General features: G+C 49.4%; 15 protein-coding genes. 5 read left to right on the top strand and 10 right to left on the bottom strand.

Translation table 11 applies throughout. From position 1 onward, the window contains the following. Nucleotides 1–94 precede the first annotated feature (94 nt). Nucleotides 95–1522: a S41 family peptidase gene (locus B160_RS0106900; RefSeq protein ID WP_018627164.1), complete on the bottom strand. Its 1428-nt coding sequence runs from the start codon at nucleotides 1520–1522 to the stop codon at nucleotides 95–97. Nucleotides 1523–1530: 8 nt separating this feature from the next. Then, nucleotides 1531–2604, bottom strand: coding sequence for an AI-2E family transporter (locus B160_RS28570; RefSeq protein WP_040679532.1), 1074 nt, complete (start codon nucleotides 2602–2604; stop codon nucleotides 1531–1533). Between the two features lie 472 nt (nucleotides 2605–3076). On the opposite strand from B160_RS28570, the gene B160_RS0106880 reads away from it, so the two are divergent. From B160_RS0106880 to B160_RS0106870, 3 genes are all read left to right on the top strand, one after another. Next, complete coding sequence (locus tag B160_RS0106880; RefSeq protein WP_018627160.1) at nucleotides 3077–5257, top strand: helix-turn-helix domain-containing protein; 2181 nt, start codon at nucleotides 3077–3079, stop codon at nucleotides 5255–5257. 357 nt (nucleotides 5258–5614) lie between these two features. Beyond that, a complete protein-coding gene (locus tag B160_RS0106875; RefSeq protein WP_018627159.1) occupies nucleotides 5615–6154 on the top strand; it encodes a hypothetical protein in 540 nt (179 codons plus the stop codon). A 6-nt stretch (nucleotides 6155–6160) separates the two neighbouring features. Next, nucleotides 6161–7207: a patatin-like phospholipase family protein gene (locus B160_RS0106870; protein WP_018627158.1), complete on the top strand. Its 1047-nt coding sequence runs from the start codon at nucleotides 6161–6163 to the stop codon at nucleotides 7205–7207. A gap of 56 nt (nucleotides 7208–7263) precedes the next feature. On the opposite strand, the gene B160_RS0106865 is transcribed toward B160_RS0106870, so the two are convergent. The 5 genes from B160_RS0106865 to B160_RS0106845 form a co-directional block, all read right to left on the bottom strand. After that, nucleotides 7264–7680 (bottom strand): OsmC family protein, encoded by a 417-nt coding sequence (locus B160_RS0106865; protein ID WP_018627157.1) that lies wholly within the window; start codon nucleotides 7678–7680, stop codon nucleotides 7264–7266. Nucleotides 7681–7698: 18 nt separating this feature from the next. Further along, entirely contained in the window at nucleotides 7699–8487 is a 789-nt protein-coding gene (locus B160_RS0106860; protein ID WP_018627156.1) for a segregation and condensation protein A, read from the bottom strand. A gap of 109 nt (nucleotides 8488–8596) precedes the next feature. Next, a complete protein-coding gene (gene mscL, locus B160_RS0106855; protein WP_018627155.1) occupies nucleotides 8597–9022 on the bottom strand; it encodes a large conductance mechanosensitive channel protein MscL in 426 nt (141 codons plus the stop codon). A gap of 67 nt (nucleotides 9023–9089) precedes the next feature. Continuing rightward, a complete protein-coding gene (gene frr, locus B160_RS0106850; protein ID WP_018627154.1) occupies nucleotides 9090–9653 on the bottom strand; it encodes a ribosome recycling factor in 564 nt (187 codons plus the stop codon). Nucleotides 9654–9740: 87 nt separating this feature from the next. After that, the gene (locus B160_RS0106845; RefSeq protein WP_245562157.1) at nucleotides 9741–10829 is read right to left on the bottom strand and encodes an MraY family glycosyltransferase; all 1089 of its coding nucleotides are present in this window, start codon (nucleotides 10827–10829) and stop codon (nucleotides 9741–9743) included. Between the two features lie 226 nt (nucleotides 10830–11055). Here B160_RS0106845 and B160_RS0106840 point away from each other — a divergent pair, with 226 nt between their 5' ends. After that, the gene (locus tag B160_RS0106840) at nucleotides 11056–11889 is read left to right on the top strand and encodes a transketolase (protein ID WP_026309599.1); all 834 of its coding nucleotides are present in this window, start codon (nucleotides 11056–11058) and stop codon (nucleotides 11887–11889) included. A gap of 116 nt (nucleotides 11890–12005) precedes the next feature. On the opposite strand, the gene B160_RS0106835 is transcribed toward B160_RS0106840, so the two are convergent. Continuing rightward, the gene (locus tag B160_RS0106835) at nucleotides 12006–13229 is read right to left on the bottom strand and encodes an FtsX-like permease family protein (protein WP_018627151.1); all 1224 of its coding nucleotides are present in this window, start codon (nucleotides 13227–13229) and stop codon (nucleotides 12006–12008) included. A gap of 99 nt (nucleotides 13230–13328) precedes the next feature. Beyond that, nucleotides 13329–13727: a 30S ribosome-binding factor RbfA gene (gene rbfA / locus B160_RS0106830; RefSeq protein WP_018627150.1), complete on the bottom strand. Its 399-nt coding sequence runs from the start codon at nucleotides 13725–13727 to the stop codon at nucleotides 13329–13331. Between the two features lie 46 nt (nucleotides 13728–13773). Here rbfA and B160_RS0106825 point away from each other — a divergent pair, with 46 nt between their 5' ends. Continuing rightward, entirely contained in the window at nucleotides 13774–15588 is a 1815-nt protein-coding gene (locus B160_RS0106825) for an ABC transporter ATP-binding protein (protein WP_018627149.1), read from the top strand. Nucleotides 15589–15660: 72 nt separating this feature from the next. Here the strand turns inward: B160_RS0106825 and gltX are convergent, their stop codons facing one another. Further along, nucleotides 15661–17190, bottom strand: a complete 1530-nt coding sequence (gene gltX / locus B160_RS0106820; protein ID WP_018627148.1) for a glutamate--tRNA ligase — start codon at nucleotides 17188–17190, stop codon at nucleotides 15661–15663. Nucleotides 17191–17268: the final 78 nt, after the last annotated feature.

Here is a 17268-nt window from a genome sequence, read left to right as displayed (position 1 = left end):
AATGGCAGATGCTGACGCATATATCTCCTCATCTTAATATGATCTTCCTTAGCTTGACGCACATGCGGTCATCATCGGGACTCAAATTTTCAAATTATTCTCCTTTGCGCTTATCCACTTCGATCAATTGCAGTGCGCGTTCCATTTCAAGGTCCCGGTTATTCAAATAATCATCCACCGTATAGGATATTTTTATATCCGGTTGTACACCGTGGCCCGTTTCCGAAGACGGGTATGTGGCCATGAATGGCACCAGGCCAAAAGAATAAGCGATGCCTGTATATTTTGTCTGGTTATGGAACATGATACCCGCGGTTGTACTGTTTCTGCCACCGCCCGTTTCCTCCCCGATGAGCACCGCTCTTTTATCAATGCCCAATGCATAGGCCATGATGGCAGCAGCTGAAAAAGTACCACCATTGATCAGCACATAAAGCCGTTGTTTATACGATGTATTAAAAGGCCCGACCTGCTCCCAGCCCAGGGATTGATACTCCTTTATATAATTCTGCTGGTTGATCCTGACGGTATCGGCGGATGAGGGCAAAGCAGCAGCAGCCAGCTCCTCCGGAAAGGTCACCGGCCGTACCGGCTTTGAGATCAGGCTTTTGAGCAACATCAGCATCAGTTCCTGCCGGCCTCCGTTGTTTCCCCGCAGATCAAGGATCAGGTGACTTGTTTGCGAAAACTCCTTTAAGAGCACCATGGCAAACATGCGTTGGTCTGCCGTATCCCAAGCCGGCTCAAACGTATTTACTTTCAGGCAGGCCGTACCGGCATCGATGCGTTTAAACTCAAGAAACGGCATTTTTTGAGGATGAGACTGTTTCAGTGCCGCTGCTGCAGCCGGCTTACCCTGTACCGTGATGCTGTCCGGTATATTTTTGACCCTGTACACAATATGCAGCGACTTGCAGGACCGGAATACATGGTTCCACAGCCCGTCCGGTCGCCGGTAATTCAGAAAAAAATATTTGAACGTGGTGTTGTATCCATCCGAAAAAGTAAACCGGAACAGCGAATCGATGATCGCTCCGGACCTTATACTATTAATACTTATGATCTCCGCACCTGCAGGGATCCTTTTATGCTTTGCCCGGTGATCCCGCACGAAGATCTTTTTGCCTATGAAACACAGGCTTAGGGAGTCAAACGGCGAATGGTAGGCCAATGCATATCCTGCTGCATCCTCCGGGGTGATCCTGTCCGGTTCAAAATAATTAATGCCGATATGCCCGTCGCCGATCCTGCTTAGTACCGGAAGCAAGCGGTAATACAGATCCCGGGCCGTTAATGAATCCGTGAGACCAGACCGGAGACTGTCAAAAGCTTTTTGCAGAACGCCGGTGCTTATAAACCGGGTAAGGTCCGGATGATTTTTTTTCAGGTCGCCATAAAGCTGCGCCACATCCTCCTTCATTTCCTCCGGGGCATATTTCCGCTCCAGCCTTCCGTACAGGTACTGGGCTTCGCAGGTAACCTGGATCCACAAAAACAAGGCAGTCAGTTGCAGCAGCTTCATCCGCGGTATTATTTTTTCTGGATCACACCAACCGTTTCCGGTCCATGCGGAAGATTGTCGCTCTTCCTGCCAAACTCGATGCGGTAAACCTGGATCAGCAGCAGGAAATAAGACATAAATAACGGGCCGAAAATAAGCCCCATAATGCCAAACAGCTTCAGTCCGAGGATCACCCCAAATACGGTGATCAGCGGGTGGATGTCTCCGATCCTTTTAAGAATGGTAAACCGCAGCACATTGTCTATGCCCCCCACAGCGATCAGGCAGTACAATGTAAGCCCGATCCCATTGCCCACATGCCCGGTGGCAAAAACAACAATACAGATCGGTACCCAGATGATCATAGTGCCCACCGCGGGGATCATGGAGGCCGCACCGGTGACCAGTCCCCACATTACAAAATTATCCACCCCAAAGATCCAGTAGCCCAGTACTGCCACCAACCCCTGGCATAAGGCCAGGATGGGGATGCCCAGGGCATTGGCACGCACCATCATTTTGGTCTCTTCCCACAGCGTATGGGTATTGTCATCACTGAACGGTATGAACAGCCGGATCCGCTTTTCCATACCTCTTGCATTGACCTGCATGAAATAAAGGATGAACAGCGCGGTAAAAATATTTACAAAGATCTCGGCAACAGAATTCAGAATACCCGGGAAATAGGCGGTCACTTTCCCCAATGCACGCAGCAGCGATTCGTCAGAAAGGTTGATACGATTGAGCAGCGGCTTACTGGCGATAAATGCTTTTACCGCATTGAACTTTTCGATGATCACCTGCTTGTTGGCCAGCAGATTGCTGATCTGCGGGATCATTACCTCAATGATCAGCCACAGGGGCAACGCAATGACCGCCAACGTCACAAACATAAAGAAAAAGCTGGCCGCCGATTTGCGCCAGTTTTGCTGCTCCGTAAGTCGGAAAAAAGTCTTTCGGAAAAGAATGTACAGGGTGATGGCGCCAAGAGCGCCGGGAGTAAAGTACCGGAGATTAAAAAAGATCATAAAGCCAAGAAGCCCGATCAACAGGATCAAGACGATCTGCCGGAGTATATTGTTATCGATTTTGCTGTAGCTCATTTGATGATTTTTATGGCCCTAAAAATAGCCTATTTTTATCATTGCTGCGCTTCTGCGTACAAGGCAGACATCACCCTCTGGGGTAATTTTCCGGCGGTCCGGTCCGGCAGCATTGGGAAAGGCCTTTCCGCCGGTTCCTGCCCCATACGCCTAAAGGTGATCTTCACCTGACCGCAGGCCATCCGGGGTCAGTTTGCACATATAAAAACGGGAGCTTTAATACCCATGATCCTTCTGAATCGGAAGCCTGATCCATCCACGGTTATGGGTATAACATTTTGTATCATGCGCCCTTTCTCCCCGCCGGAACGGATCTTCCGGGCTGGCGCGGAGCAATAAGCCGCTGAGATCTACGCAGAGCGATAATGGCATCCCGCTGCGTAACTTCCGTTTCTCCGGATCGCTGTGGTTCATACAATGGCGGGGTCCTTATATCCCTGCTGATCTACATATTAAAAATTAACCGTTATCTTTGCAGCACCTATCTGAAAATACCAAAAGCCGCATTTCATTGTCTGAAAAAATATACAATATCATAGAGTTCACCCAGCGGAACGTTTTCTTAACCGGGAAGGCCGGAACCGGGAAAACAACCTTCCTGAACGATTTTATCCGCAGAACCATCAAAAACAGCATCGTGGTAGCCCCCACTGGTATTGCTGCGATCAATGCCGGCGGGGTCACCATCCATTCCATGTTCGGGTTGCCGCTTACTTCGTTTATCCCCACAATGGATCCCGTTGACCGGAACGAAGCGATCAATATTCCACAGCTGCTCCCCCATTTTAAATACCGGAAAGAAAAGCTGGAGCTTTTGAGGGCGCTGGAGATCCTGATCATCGATGAAGTATCCATGCTCCGGGCCGATGTGCTGGACATGATCGACCTGGCGCTCAAAACCGCAAGGCGCTCTACCCTGGCGTTTGGCGGGGTACAGCTTTTACTGATCGGCGACCTGTACCAGCTTCCGCCGGTGGTAAAAGCTTCCTCGGAAAAACTGCTGGCCGCCTTTTATTCCTCTCCTTATTTCTTTGAATCGAAGGCCCTCAAGAGCACTCCTTTTGTCACCATTGAGCTTACAACCGTATTCCGGCAAAGCGATCCCGTTTTTATTGCGCTGCTCAATTCCATCCGCGAAGGCGAAACCTACCAGATTGATTTTCCCCTGCTGAATACCCGGTATCAGCCGGGCTTTGAGCCGCAGGACCGCTATGTATACCTGGTGTCGCACAACTATATGGCCGACGGCATCAATACCCGCCGGCTGAACGATCTGCCCGGATCCGGCATCTCCTGCCCGGCCGTCATTACCGGTGATTTTAAAGAACAGCTTTATCCCAACGATCCCAACCTGGTATTAAAACCGGAAGCCCAGGTGATGTTCATCCGCAATGACGGGTCGGAGGCGAAAAAATATTATAATGGGCGGCTGGCCAAAGTGGTACGGGCAGAAGAAGACAAGATCATCGTAATCCCCGAAGGCTCGGAGGCCGAGCTGGCGGTAGAACGGGAGATCTGGGAAAACAAAAAATACTCCCTCAATGATAAAAAAGAGATCCAGGAGGAGGTCGTGGGCAGCTACGAACAATATCCCTTCCGGCTGGCCTGGGCCGTTACCATCCACAAAAGCCAGGGGCTTACTTTTGACCGGGTGATCATTGACGCGGGTGCTTCATTTACCAGCGGGCAGGTGTACGTGGCCTTAAGCCGCTGCCGCACACTGGAGGGCATTGTTTTAAAATCGCCCATCAGGGCCTCCAATATTTTCAGGGATACCCGGATCTCCGATTTTCATGAAGCTACCAATGCCTCCGAAAAAATGGAGCAGATCTACGAAACAGAGAAACATGCTTTTGCCGTCAGCAAACTGCTGCGCACGCTCAACTGTGCTGCTTTTCTTACGGCTATGGAACGCTGGATAGAAGCCGGTGAAGGCAATCTTCAGATCAGCCAGGAAGCGCTTTCCGCCGTATCAGCGCAGGTAAAAGAGACCTGCCGGGCGCTCGAAAACACCTTCATCAAATTTGAACATTTTGTTCAGCGCAAAATGCGTGATGCCCCTCCGGATCTTTGGGAGCAGATCCCCGAAAAAGGTGCCGCTGCGGCGAACTATTTTTTTGACCAGGTACAACAGCAGGTCTTTACTCCGCTGAAGGTGCATTACGCCAGTACTAAAAATCTGAAGGGCGTTAAAAGTTACACCCGGGTCCTCGAAGCATTGATGACAGAGCTGGAAGCCTACCTGCGGGGGATGAAAAATGCAGTGTTCCTGGAGAAGAAACTGCTGCCGGAGGAAAAAACGATGGAAACATATGTAAAAGAAAAAGACCGGCCTTCGCACCTGGTCAGCTACAGCCTGCTGGACGAAGGAAAGACGCCGGAAGAAATTGCAGCTACCCGCAACCTGGCAGTCAGCACGGTTTACGGGCATTTTGCCCGGGTTGCCCAGGTTGGGATCCTCGACATTCATACCCTTTTCTCCGAAGAGCAACTGCGCATCTTTAACCAGGCTTTTGAGCCGGGAAAATGGGCTTCTATTACCGTCGCCAAAAGCGCCCTACCGGTTTTTGAGTTTCACGAACTACGGGTGCTCATCAATCATTTTACCTATTGGGCCAATAAGGAACGGCCGGTGAAAGAACCTTCCCGGTAAAAGGCTGTCCATTTGCCACAAGATGGCTGATTTGAGCATGTAGAGATGTGCGAATGTGACTATGTGTGAATGGGCATCGGGTATCAAACAGGATCAGCCCTTATAAGGAACCGGTACCAATTATCTTTATCCATTTATTGTGGGGCTGACTAAAAAGTATTTTTCAGCCGGAAAGTCAGTAAGACGGCAAGTCTTATAGATTGACAGGCCCGCCTTTTTGTCTTCCCGGTTTCCGGCCCGCCACATTGGGCCGCGCCCTGATTCGGGTTCTCACGAATCAGAAAAATGTTATGCACCCCCCAAATTGGCGGTATCCTTTCGGCGTACAAAATCGTAACTTTAAGGAAACTTCCTCCGATGCCTATAAAAACAGGAACCCTCGTTCTGATACTGGTGCTGCTTTTTCCTTCAGCAAATGCGCAGAAGAAGCAGATTACCGAATTTACAAAGGGCGGCATCTTATTACTGAAACTCGACAATGGGTTTACAACCGGTTTCAGAACCGCTACACCGGACCTGTATAGCGGTGGGGTGGCTTTAAGTCCGCAGGTGACCGTTATTGCCGACCGGCTGCGACTGGGCGCCAATGCCGGCATCGTTTACAACAATAAAAAACTTTCGGGGCTGTTTGGTCCGGCAGCAGCTTTAAAACTGGCCGATTTGCGGACGAAAAGACCCATGGCACTGGCTTTTGGTAATTTGCAGTTGCTGGCCGAAGCCAACTGGGGCACCCATCAGCAAAGAATGGCCGGCGGAGGCATTGGATTGGAACTGTTGCAAAAAATACAGCTGGGGGTTACGGCCCAGCGGGATTACCATCTGAACAGCTGGTGGTTCCGGTCATTTATCGCCTACCAGTTCAATAAAGCCAAAAAGGTAAAACACCAATTTGAATAAACGGTTATGAACAAAGCGCTCATCATAAGCGGCGGGGGATCCAAAGGCGCATTTGCTGTTGGCGTTGTCAAAGACCTGGCGGTAACCTACCGGTTGGTTTTTGACACGGTAGTAGGCACCAGCACCGGTGCGCTGATCGCTCCACTGGCAGCCATGAATGAGCTGGATGTGCTGGAATCCCTGTACACAAATGTTACCACCGGCGATCTCCTGGAAGAACACAACCTCGGAGCCAGTATATGGAACGGCACTTCTATCTATACGGCCAATGGATTGGGAGCGCGGGTGCGGCAGATCTATACAGATGCTTTTTATAGCCGTCTGATCGCCGCCCGCAAGAAGATCTACCTGACCACTACCTGCCTGCAAACCCAGGAGCTGGTGGTATATACAACAGATCCCCACCCTGCAGCCATCGGCAGTTACTACCGTATCAGAAAGATTCAAAATGCAGAGCATTTCAGGAGAGCCGTAATGGCATCGGCCAGTCAGCCGGTATTTATGCCGCCGGTACGCATCGACAAAGATATGCCGGGGGCTGCAAACCCGGGATACCAGTATGTTGATGGCGGAACCCGCGAATATGCCGGTATCGGAATTGCGCTGGAAACCGGCGCGGATGAGTTGTTTTCCATCCTGCTCTCGGCCAGGAGCAGCTCCCCAGACCCCGGCACTTATAACGACCTGCTTTCTGTTTTAATGCAGACCATCGCCGTTTTTATAACAGATGTGGCCGACAATGACCTTTTTGCCCCGCGGCAATACATCCGGTTTGTCAACTATATCAACCAGGTAAAAGCGGCAATGAAGGCCGACGGTATTTCAGCGGCTGCCCTGGAGCGCTATTTCGGCAGCACCCATCCAGGCTTCCAAAACCCGGCAGACGGTGCTTCCATAAAGCTGCACGTGATACAACCCGACAATGCCCTGGATGGCGGGCCGGGCGGACTCGTTTTTGAACCGGAGAAGATGAAACACATGGTTCAGCAGGGCAGGATCGCCCTTCAATCTTATGTTGCCCATTTAAAGCCGGGGGAAACCGATTGGGCATAATGCAGCCGATATGCATTTCCCGGGCGTCTCCTTCCGAAGACACCACGGGAAGATGGTCAGCCGACCAATGTAGCCGCAGAAGTGATCTTTGTATTCAGCAATTTGCTGATAGGGCAATTGGCTTCCGCATCTTTAATAGCGGCATCAAATGTTAACTGATCAATGCCCGGAACAGCAGCCTGCACCTCAAGATGGCTTTCTGTTACAGCGCCATTTTCAAAAGTAACCGTACACTTTGTATCAATATTCGTGGCCGTAAAACCGGCCTCATTCAATACAAAACTCAGCTTCATAGTAAAGCAACCTGCATGGGCCGCCGCTACCAGCTCCTCGGGATTGGTACCGGGATTGCCTTCCTCAAACCGTGTCTTAAAGGAATAGGGGGTATCGTTCAACACGCCCGATTGCGTGGAAGTCTTACCGGTTCCTTCCTTACCTGTTCCCTGCCAGTTGGCTGTTGCAAAACGTTTCATGCCTTTATTATTTTATGGTTAAGAGAATGTAGATTCGATAGTCGTCATGGCCTCTTCCCGGTCTTCCGGCTCAACGAATTCCAGGATAAAGTTGTTCTTCCCTTCGCCGGTCATGATCTTCAAAAAGCTTTGCTGCACCAGCTCCAGCACCGAAAGAAAAAGGAAGATGGCCTGAACCCTTGTTTCTGCATAATCAAAAAGTTTTTCAAACGAAAGGGTCTTGGAGCGTCCTGCTTCCTCCATCACCTTTGCCCGGCTGTTCTCCATCGTATAATTGTACCGCACTACGGTATGTACCGGCTGGTTGACCTTATCAGAATACCGCTGCATCGCTTTTTCAAAGGCCTTCATGAGTTTAAACATCGTGATGGCATGGATCTCCGTTCCTTCGCCTGCTTCCTCTCCAATGGCCGACAGCTCCTTTTGAATATTGCCTCTCTTTACCATCAGCATCCGCATCGCCTCCAGCTCGGCCATTTGTGCAGAAGCCTCTTTAAAGCGCTTGTACTCCAGTATTTTGTTTACCAGCTCCTCCCGCGGGTCGATCTCATTGCCCTGCGCATCCAGCTCCTTGCGCGGGATCAGCATTTTTGCCTTGATGCGCATGAGCGTGGAAACAAAAAGAATGAATTCGCTGGATAACTCGATGTTCAGCGCATCCTGTTCTCTTATGTACGCCAGAAAATCGTTGGTGATCTGTGTAATGGGGATATTGTAAATATCCAGCTCATCCCGTTCAATAAAGAACAGGAGCAGATCAAACGGGCCTTCAAACTGCGAAAGTTTTATCTGGTAGGTTGTGCTCACTTAAAAAAACTTTAAATCGGTAAAAGAAGACAAATGTAACAAATAAGCCCCTGACACTAAAAAACGCCCTGCTGTTACAGGGCGTTTGTGCATAAATTGGGCAGATTTTTTATTGCTTTTTCAACGCGTCCCGGATCTCCATCAGCAACTGATCCGTAGAAGATGGTCCCTCAGCCGGGGGCGGCGGCGTTTCTTTTTTCATTTTATTCATGGCTTTCACCATCCAGAAGATGACCAGTGCCAGCAACAGGAAATTAATTGCAATGGTGATAAAGTTACCATAGGCAAAAATGGACGTGTCGGCGATCTTGCGGGCTTCTTCCAGCTTGGTTCCGGGTGGCACATTTCCTTTCAGCACGAGGTAAAGGCTGCTGAAATCAGGCTTTCCGATAATGGCGCCTACAACCGGCATGATCAGGTCATCAATGATGCTGGTAACAATTTTACCAAATGCACCACCGATGATCACACCCACTGCGAGGTCAACCGCATTCCCCTTAATGGCAAATTCCTTAAATTCTTTAAACATTCCCATGTAATTGAGTTTTTAAGTTATAAAAAGTGATTCGGATTACTGGTTGTTCCGGACAGACGGCATCCCATCAAACGGCCATTATTTCTTTTTCCTTTACGGCAAGATACTTTTCAACAATCGCAATGTATTTGTCTGTCAGCTGTTGTGCGGTGGCTTCGGCGTCTTTCATTCCATCTTCGCTCAGTCCTTCCTTCTGCAGTCTTTTAATACCCTCGATCACTTCCCTCCGGGCACTCCGGACCCCGATCTTTGAATTTTCCCCCTCTCCAAGACTCTTTTTTACCAATTCCTTCCTGCGCTCTTCTGTAAGCGGGGGCAAAAACAAACGGATATTGACACCATCGTTCTGGGGATTCAGGCCAATGTTTGCCGCAATGATGGCCCGTTCAATGGGCTGCAGCATATTCTTTTCCCAGGGTTGAATATTGAGGGTACGGGCGTCCAGCACGGTAATGTTCCCCACCTGGTTGATCGGCATCGCAGATCCGTAATAGTCTACATAAATTCCATCCAGTATTTGCGGGGTTGCCTTCCCGGCCCTTATTTTGGCCAGCTCTGATTCCAGGTGAGTGATGGCTTTCTTCATACTCTCCTCCGACGATTCAATAAGCTTACTTACTTGTTCCTGCATAAAATCAAAAAATTTAAAGACTGCAAATCTAATGAATGGAACTGAAACTATGGAGTACTGTGCCTGAAATGAAGAAATTACGATCGCCTAATGTACGTGATTCTGAACTTTTTCCTTGGTTTGCAGGTTGATCACTTTGGACTGTGACGCGGTTGGGATCCGCTCCTGTTTTGTTTGATTGACCACATACCTGCGGTGAATGACCAGCTTTCTTTTGGGTAACGTATAGTAAAGAATGGCCAGCGCCACAAAGGATGTTCCAAATAAGGCCAGGATCAGGGCCGTATCTCCGAAATTACGGCACAGATACGTAACCAGGATCAGGGAAATATTGGCCGATACGCAGATCAGCGTCACCGTGGAATGCCCCAGTCCCCTGTCCAGCAACAGGTGGTGCACATGGTTCCTGTCCGGCGAAAAAGGAGACCGCCCGCGCAGGATCCGGTTCCCAAAAACACGGATCGTATCCACCAGCGGTACGATCAGCACCGATACACCCACCGCAACCGCAGAGGCTATCGGAAGCGCGGCACCCGGCTCGCTGGCAACGCTGATAAATTTCAATACCAGTATGGATACAACCATTCCTACCAGCAACGAGCCGGAATCACCCATAAAGATCTTCGCGGGATGATAGTTAAAGATCAGGAAGGCCATCAATGCCGCGGAAAGCCCGAAGGAGAAGGCCGCGTACGGATACATTTTTGCCAGGAGGAAATAGGTTCCGAAAAGCAGGGTGGCCATCAGGCCCAGGCTTCCGGAAAGACCATCAATACCATCGATTAAATTATACGCATTGATGATGAGGATAATGGTAAAATAGGTTAAGGGCACCCCGTACATCGGATCCAGGGTCTCCATTCCAAAAACACCATGCATGCTTTCAAGCCGTACCCCACCCAGATGGATGATGATGGCCGCCGCAATGATCTGTGCCACGAATTTTTTTGTAGCAGATAAGGCTATGATATCGTCCTTAAGCCCGATAAAGAAGGTCAGTGTAGCCGCAGCCAGGAAATAACGCATTTCCGGGGCATTGGAAAAACTAATACAGAGCAGACCCGCAAAAAGAAACCCGACAAAAACACCCACCCCACCTAAAGAGGCAATTGCATGTGTATGTAATTTTCTTTCATCCGGTATATCATACAATTTCTTCTTGTCAGCGATGAGCATTACAACCGGAATTGCGAGAAACGCAACTATAAAAGCAATTATAGCTGTTACCAGAATTTCAAGCATCAAATAAGGTTTACAAGAACAAAAGTAAGATTTATCACCAAGATACCAATTTTTATGCACATTTTAATGATAAAATAAATTCCGGCAGGGTCAGAATTCATTGCTAATGAACAGGAATTGTCAAAAAAAAAATGCACTTTTGCTGTTCAAAAAACAGATTATGGCAAGTTTACAGGAAATCGCATCACAGGTTAGACGTGATATTGTAAGAATGGTGCACGGAGCAAACAGCGGCCACCCCGGGGGCTCTCTCGGATGCGCCGATTTTTTGACTGCCCTGTATTTTAAAGAAATGGAGCACGATCCTGCTTTTAATATGGACGGCATCAATGAAGACCTCTTCTTCCTGTCAAACGGCCATATCTCCCCCGTATTCTATTCGGTCCTGGCCCGTTCAGGATACTTTGATGTAAAAGAACTGGCTACCTTCCGTAAAATAAACAGCCGTTTGCAGGGCCATCCGGCCACACACGAGCACCTTCCGGGTATCCGGGTTGCCAGCGGATCGCTGGGGCAGGGCATGAGCGTGGCGATCGGCGCGGCACTGAGCAAAAAATTGAACAACGATACCCACCTGGTATTTTCACTCCATGGCGATGGGGAGCTGAATGAAGGACAGAACTGGGAAGCGATCATGTTTGCCGCTGCGCATAAAGTAGACAACCTGATCGCTACTGTTGACTGGAACGGCCAGCAGATTGACGGACCTACCGATAAAGTACTGAACATGGGTAACCTGGCCGGTAAGTTCCGGGCATTTGACTGGGAAGTGATGGAAATGAACGGTAACGATATGGATGAGGTCGTAGGCACACTGGAGAAAGCCAAAGCTGCCGCCGGCAAAGGAAAACCGATCGCCATCATGATGCATACGATCATGGGTAAAGGCATCGATTTTATGGAAAACGACCACGGCTGGCATGGTATTGCCCCCAACGACGAGCAGCTGGCCAAAGCACTGGAGCAGCTGCCGGAAACGCTGGGAGATTATTAAGTTCCAGGTTTAAGGTTGAACGTTTCTGGTTTGTTCCAAAGCCTGTCAGCGAATCCAAAAAAAAGAACAATATATAGATGGCTACTGGTTAAAAACGGTAACCATTTTTTTTGTGCCTATTCTGCTTTCAATGAGAATTCTTTTCTTGAGGCCTTGCGGGCGGGTGTCCATGAAGCTACAAACGCGATCACCAAAACGGTTACCGCCACCAGCAGGAAGTCGCGCAGTTTTAATGCCACCGGAAAATAATCGATCAGAAAAGAGCCGCCCTGCAAAGGCACCAGATGAAACTGTTGCTGCAGGATCACCAGGAGCAGCGCCAGCAGCATCCCCATTCCCCCCCCGATCACGGCCAGCAAAAAGCCTTCACTCAGAAATACTTTCAGGATAAAACCGCGGTCGGCGCCAAGGGCATTCAGCACGCTGATGTCCTTTTGCTTTTCCAGCACCAGCATGGTCAGAGCTCCAACCATATTAAAAGCCGCTACCACCAATATCAGGCTCAGCACTGCATAAAAAACCCAGCGCTCCAGGTTCATAATGGAATACAGGCTCTGGTTTTGCTGGTAGCGATCCTGTACCTTGTAGCCCTTGCCAAACAACTGCTGAAGGGATTGCTGCACACGGGCGGTGACCGAAGGATCGGTTACTGCAATTTCAATACCGCTGAATTCGTTGGGTGCCAGCGCCATTGCCTGCTTCAGGAAATCGATCTGGGTGAGCGCATATTTATTGTCAAAATCCTGCTGGATCACAAATGTGCCTGCATTCCGGATGGTATCGGGTGTGATGTTACTGGTAACATCAAACGCTTCCGATTCGCTTTTACGGGGAATGTAAATGCTCATGGGTTCTGTATGCGGACCGCTGCGGATGCCCAGGGACCCTTCAATGCCGCCGCCTACCACCAGTTTCGGATGCGCTGCCGTGCCGATATCAAACCGGCCGTTCACCAGATGCTCCACAATACCGTTGATCGTCTGAAAGCGGGCATCCACGCCTTTTAACGATACCAGCGCCTGGTTGTCCCCGTTCCGGAGGATGGCCTTCTCCTCCACCACCAGCGAAAAATCGCGCAGGCCGCCAACACCTCTTAATTGCTGCAGCCGTTTTTTATCCAGCGTCAGGTATTTTCCTGTTGCGGGCAATACCTTTATATCCGGGTAAAAAGAGGAATACAGCGATTTTACCAACCCCTCAAAGCCATTAAAAACACTGAGCACCATGATCAGCGCAGCCGTGCCGATCATGATCGCAACAATACAGATCCACGCGATGATATTGATCACGGTGGTCGACTTTTTTGCTTTGAAATAGCGCCAGGCGAATAGAAATTGCAAATTTTATGATTTCAGATTTGAGAATCGGGAATTGGGACATTAACAATATATGCCAAAGGCAGACTTAAATTTTTAAACATAGCAGCCATTAGCCGGATGCTATTCCGGTTTCTGATTTTGTTTCCGTTCTTCCTCTATTTTTTTAAACAGCTCTTCCATCTTAAACACATGGTCCAGCGTGTCATCCGCATAAAATTTCAACACCGGGATGTTGCGCAACTGGTGCCGGACAGCGGCAGCCAGCTCTTTTTTTATTTCATGATGCCGTTCTTCAATTTTCTTCAGGGCCGCTTCTGCATCGCTTACCTGAAAAAAGCTGAGGTAAAAACGCGCTTCCAGCAGATCGGGCGTCACCTTCACCCCCGATATCGAAACCATGCCACCATCGACCATATTGAGGCCCAGCTTTTGAAAAATGCCGTTGATCTCTTCATTGAGCAGCGCGGCTACCTGCTTCTGACGTTTACTTTCCTGCATAATCTTCTCTTTCTGTTCCATGTAAAATTAGTTACTTTACAGGTTTTAGTGATCATATCCCTTCAGAATGAAAAAATATTCACGGGTTTTATATTATCTGCGGCCCTATTCGGGCGGCATTCTTCTTTATTTCCTGTTCACGATCTTATCCATTGTTTTCGCGCTTTTCAGCTTCGCTTTATTGCAGCCTTTTTTTGACATCATCTTTTACGGTAACAAACCCGAAGCTCCTGCCGCTAAAGATCCGGGTCTGCTAACGGACATGAAAGGCTACCTCCTGCACCTTGTAAACGGGGCGCAGCTGACCCCGGCACAGTTACTGGGGATGATCTGTATCGTGCTGGTAATAGCCATTTTCCTGAAGAACCTGTTCCTTTACCTGTCTTCCTATGTATTGAACCCCATCAAAAACCAGATCGTTAACCGGTTCCGCGCCGATATTTATGACAAGATCCTGGGCCTTCCGATCGGTTATTTTACCGAGCAGCGGAAAGGCGATCTCATCAGCCGGGTCACCAATGATGTGAACGAAGTGGAAGGATCGGTGATCGGCGTGCTGGAAGGATGGATCAAGGACCCGCTGAACATTATCTTTACACTGATCGCCCTGTTCCTGATCAGCCCCCTGCTTACCGGATCTATTTTACTCTGTATCCCGGTAATTGGCCTTATCCTGGGCCGCATTTCAAAAGCCCTGAAACGTCCGTCCAACGAAGCTGCCATCAAACTGGGCGAATCACTCTCCATCCTCGATGAGACGCTGAATGGCCTGCGGGTGATCAAGGCCTTTAATGTGGAAAGGGTTCTAAAAGGAAGGTTCGACACCGTAAATGACCAGCTAACGAATGCCAAGAACCGGATCAGCCGCAGACGGGACATGGCTTCCCCCATGTCTGAATTTTTAGGCGTTCTGGTTTTTGTAGGCATCTTATGGTTTGGAGGTAGGCTGATATTATCGGACAGCATCGATCTGCGCGCACCGGCCTTTTTTGCTTACCTGGCTATGTTCTACAACCTCATCAATCCCATTAAAACACTTTCCACTTCCTTCAGTAATTTAAATAAAGGCTCCGCGGCCATCAACCGGATCGAAGAGGTGCTGAAAACGCCGGTTACCGTAGACGATAATCCCCATGGCAAAACCCTGGAGCTATTTGAAAAAGAGATCGAATTCCGGAACGCAACATTTGCCTATAATGAGCAGGTAATTTTACAAAACATCGACCTGACCATAAAAAAGGGCCAGACCGTTGCGCTGGTAGGATCTTCCGGTGCGGGGAAATCGACCCTGGCCGACCTGGTGCCACGCTTTCATGATGTAACGGGTGGCGGGGTCTTTATCGATGGGGTCAATATCAAAGAATATTCGCTGCACACCATCCGGAACCTATTGAGTATTGTAACCCAGGAACCGATCTTATTTAATGATACCATTGCCAACAATATTGCGCTGGGCCATGCCACGGCAACCACGGAAGCGATCATCCACGCGGCAAAAATTGCTAATGCGCACCCCTTCATCGTCCTCAAGGAGCAAGGATATGACACCAATATCGGCGACCGTGGCAGCAAACTGAGTGGTGGCGAGCGCCAGCGCCTTACCATTGCTCGCGCCGTGCTAAAGAATCCGCCGATCCTGATCCTGGACGAAGCAACCTCATCCCTGGATACCGAAAGTGAACGGCTGGTACAGGATGCCATCAATAAAATGATGCAGAACCGGACCAGCCTCGTGATCGCCCATCGCCTGAGCACCATCCGGAATGCCGATGAGATCATTGTACTTCAAAAAGGAAAAATTGTAGAACGGGGTACTCACAGCAGCCTTTTAGCACAAAACGGCTTTTATAAAAAGCTGGTGGAGATGCAGGAACTGAAATGAGGAATGAGATTTGGGCTATCAAAGCGATGTTCGTTGGCCGACGTATTCTTCGTACCTTAAGAGGTCCAAATCTCAAATCAACAACCCCAACGTATGCCGGATCCGTTGAATGGTCTCTTCTTTTCCCAGTATTTCTGCAATATCAAAAACATGCGGTCCAAATTTGCCGCCAACCAGCATGATGCGCAAAGGCAGCATCACTTCGCCGGGTTTTAACTGGCTGGCCGCGGCTATTTCTTTAAAATCGTTTTCAAGCGCCGCTGCATCCCAGGCGGACATAAGCTCATAGCTGCGGATCAGTTCCGCAAAAAACAGCTGTTTCGCTTCATTCCATTTAGGCCGGACAGCAGTAATATCAATCGTTTCCGGCACTTTAAAGAAATATACCGTCTGATCATAAAAATCCGGCAGCAAAGTAATTCGATCCTTTACCAGCTCCACGATCTTCTGCAAGGGCGCCTTATCAGAAATGGACAGCCCTTTTGCCGTCAATACTTCTTTAACGCGTTGCGTGAGGTCTGCCGGGGCCAGCTTTTTTATCCATTCATGATTGTACCATTTCGCTTTCTCGTAATCAAATTTAGCTCCCGAACTGTGCACCCGGTCCATCGAAAATTTCTGAATCAGCTCGTCCAGCGAAAACAGCTCCTGCTCCGTGCCGTCGTTCCAGCCCAGCACCGCCAGCAGGTTGATAAATGCCTCGGGCAAAAAGCCTTTTTCTTTAAATCCTTCGGTCAGTTCGCCGGTTCTGGGATCGGTCCAGTTCATGGCAAACACGGGGAATCCGTATTTGGCGCCGTCCCGCTTGCTCAGTTTTCCGCCCGGACCCAGTATCAGCGGAAAATGCGCCCACCGGGGCATATGGTCCTCTCCATACAGGTACTTCCATAACAGGATATGCACCGGTGCGCTGGGCAACCACTCTTCGCCACGAAATGCGTGGCTGATCTTCATCAGGTAGTCATCCACCACCACTGCCAGATGGTAGGTAGGCATCCCATCGGCCTTCAGCAATACCTTATCATCCACGAGGGAGGTGTTAAAGCTTACATCGCCACGGATCATATCATTAAATCCAACGGTTTCATTTTCCGGCATTTTAATGCGGATCACATGCCGGGTGTTGTCCTGTAACAACCGGTCAACGTCTTCCTTTTGCAAGTTCAGCGAGTTCCGCATTTTATCGCGCACATGATGATCGTATTGTGGCGAGGGATTCTGTTCTGTTTTGAAGTCCTGCCGCATCTGCTCCAGCTCTTCCGGGGTGTCAAATGCATAATAGGCCTGTCCGTTCGCTACCAGCTGTTCCGCGTATTGGCGGTAAAGCGCCTTGCGTTCGCTTTGGCGGTAGGGGCCGTAAGCTCCGCCCTGCTTCACACTCTCATCCGGCTCCAGACCTGCCCAGGCTAGGCATTGAAAGATATATTCCTCTGCCCCCGGCACAAACCGGGTCTGATCAGTATCTTCGATCCTCAAAATAAAGTCGCCCCCATGCTGGCGGGCAAATAAATAGTTGTATAAAACGGTTCGTACACCGCCTAAATGCAGCCCGCCGGTAGGCGAGGGAGCAAAACGCACTCTTACCTTCTTATCAGTTGCCATAGGGTGCAAATTTAAAGTTTCAGCGTCCAGGTTCCAAGTTTCTTAGCTGTCAGTTTTCAGCCTCCGGCATCAAACGGT

The organism is Niabella aurantiaca DSM 17617, assembly GCF_000374125.1.
Classification (GTDB): domain Bacteria; phylum Bacteroidota; class Bacteroidia; order Chitinophagales; family Chitinophagaceae; genus Niabella; species Niabella aurantiaca.
The sequence above is the reverse complement of the archived record's forward strand: the minus strand, read 5'-3'. Positions and strand labels throughout refer to the sequence as shown.

Coding starts and splice junctions, on each gene's coding strand:
- gltX (WP_018627148.1), bottom strand. CDS start 17,190: ATGGCAACTGATAAGAAGGTAAGAGTGCGTTTTGCTCCCTCGCCTACC.
- B160_RS0106825 (WP_018627149.1), top strand. CDS start 13,774: ATGAAAAAATATTCACGGGTTTTATATTATCTGCGGCCCTATTCGGGC.
- B160_RS28570 (WP_040679532.1), bottom strand. CDS start 2,604: ATGAGCTACAGCAAAATCGATAACAATATACTCCGGCAGATCGTCTTG.
- frr (WP_018627154.1), bottom strand. CDS start 9,653: ATGCAGGAACAAGTAAGTAAGCTTATTGAATCGTCGGAGGAGAGTATG.
- rbfA (WP_018627150.1), bottom strand. CDS start 13,727: ATGGAACAGAAAGAGAAGATTATGCAGGAAAGTAAACGTCAGAAGCAG.
- B160_RS0106845 (WP_245562157.1), bottom strand. CDS start 10,829: ATGCTCATCGCTGACAAGAAGAAATTGTATGATATACCGGATGAAAGA.
- B160_RS0106840 (WP_026309599.1), top strand. CDS start 11,056: ATGGCAAGTTTACAGGAAATCGCATCACAGGTTAGACGTGATATTGTA.
- mscL (WP_018627155.1), bottom strand. CDS start 9,022: ATGGGAATGTTTAAAGAATTTAAGGAATTTGCCATTAAGGGGAATGCG.
- B160_RS0106865 (WP_018627157.1), bottom strand. CDS start 7,680: ATGAAACGTTTTGCAACAGCCAACTGGCAGGGAACAGGTAAGGAAGGA.
- B160_RS0106900 (WP_018627164.1), bottom strand. CDS start 1,522: ATGAAGCTGCTGCAACTGACTGCCTTGTTTTTGTGGATCCAGGTTACC.
- B160_RS0106875 (WP_018627159.1), top strand. CDS start 5,615: ATGCCTATAAAAACAGGAACCCTCGTTCTGATACTGGTGCTGCTTTTT.
- B160_RS0106870 (WP_018627158.1), top strand. CDS start 6,161: ATGAACAAAGCGCTCATCATAAGCGGCGGGGGATCCAAAGGCGCATTT.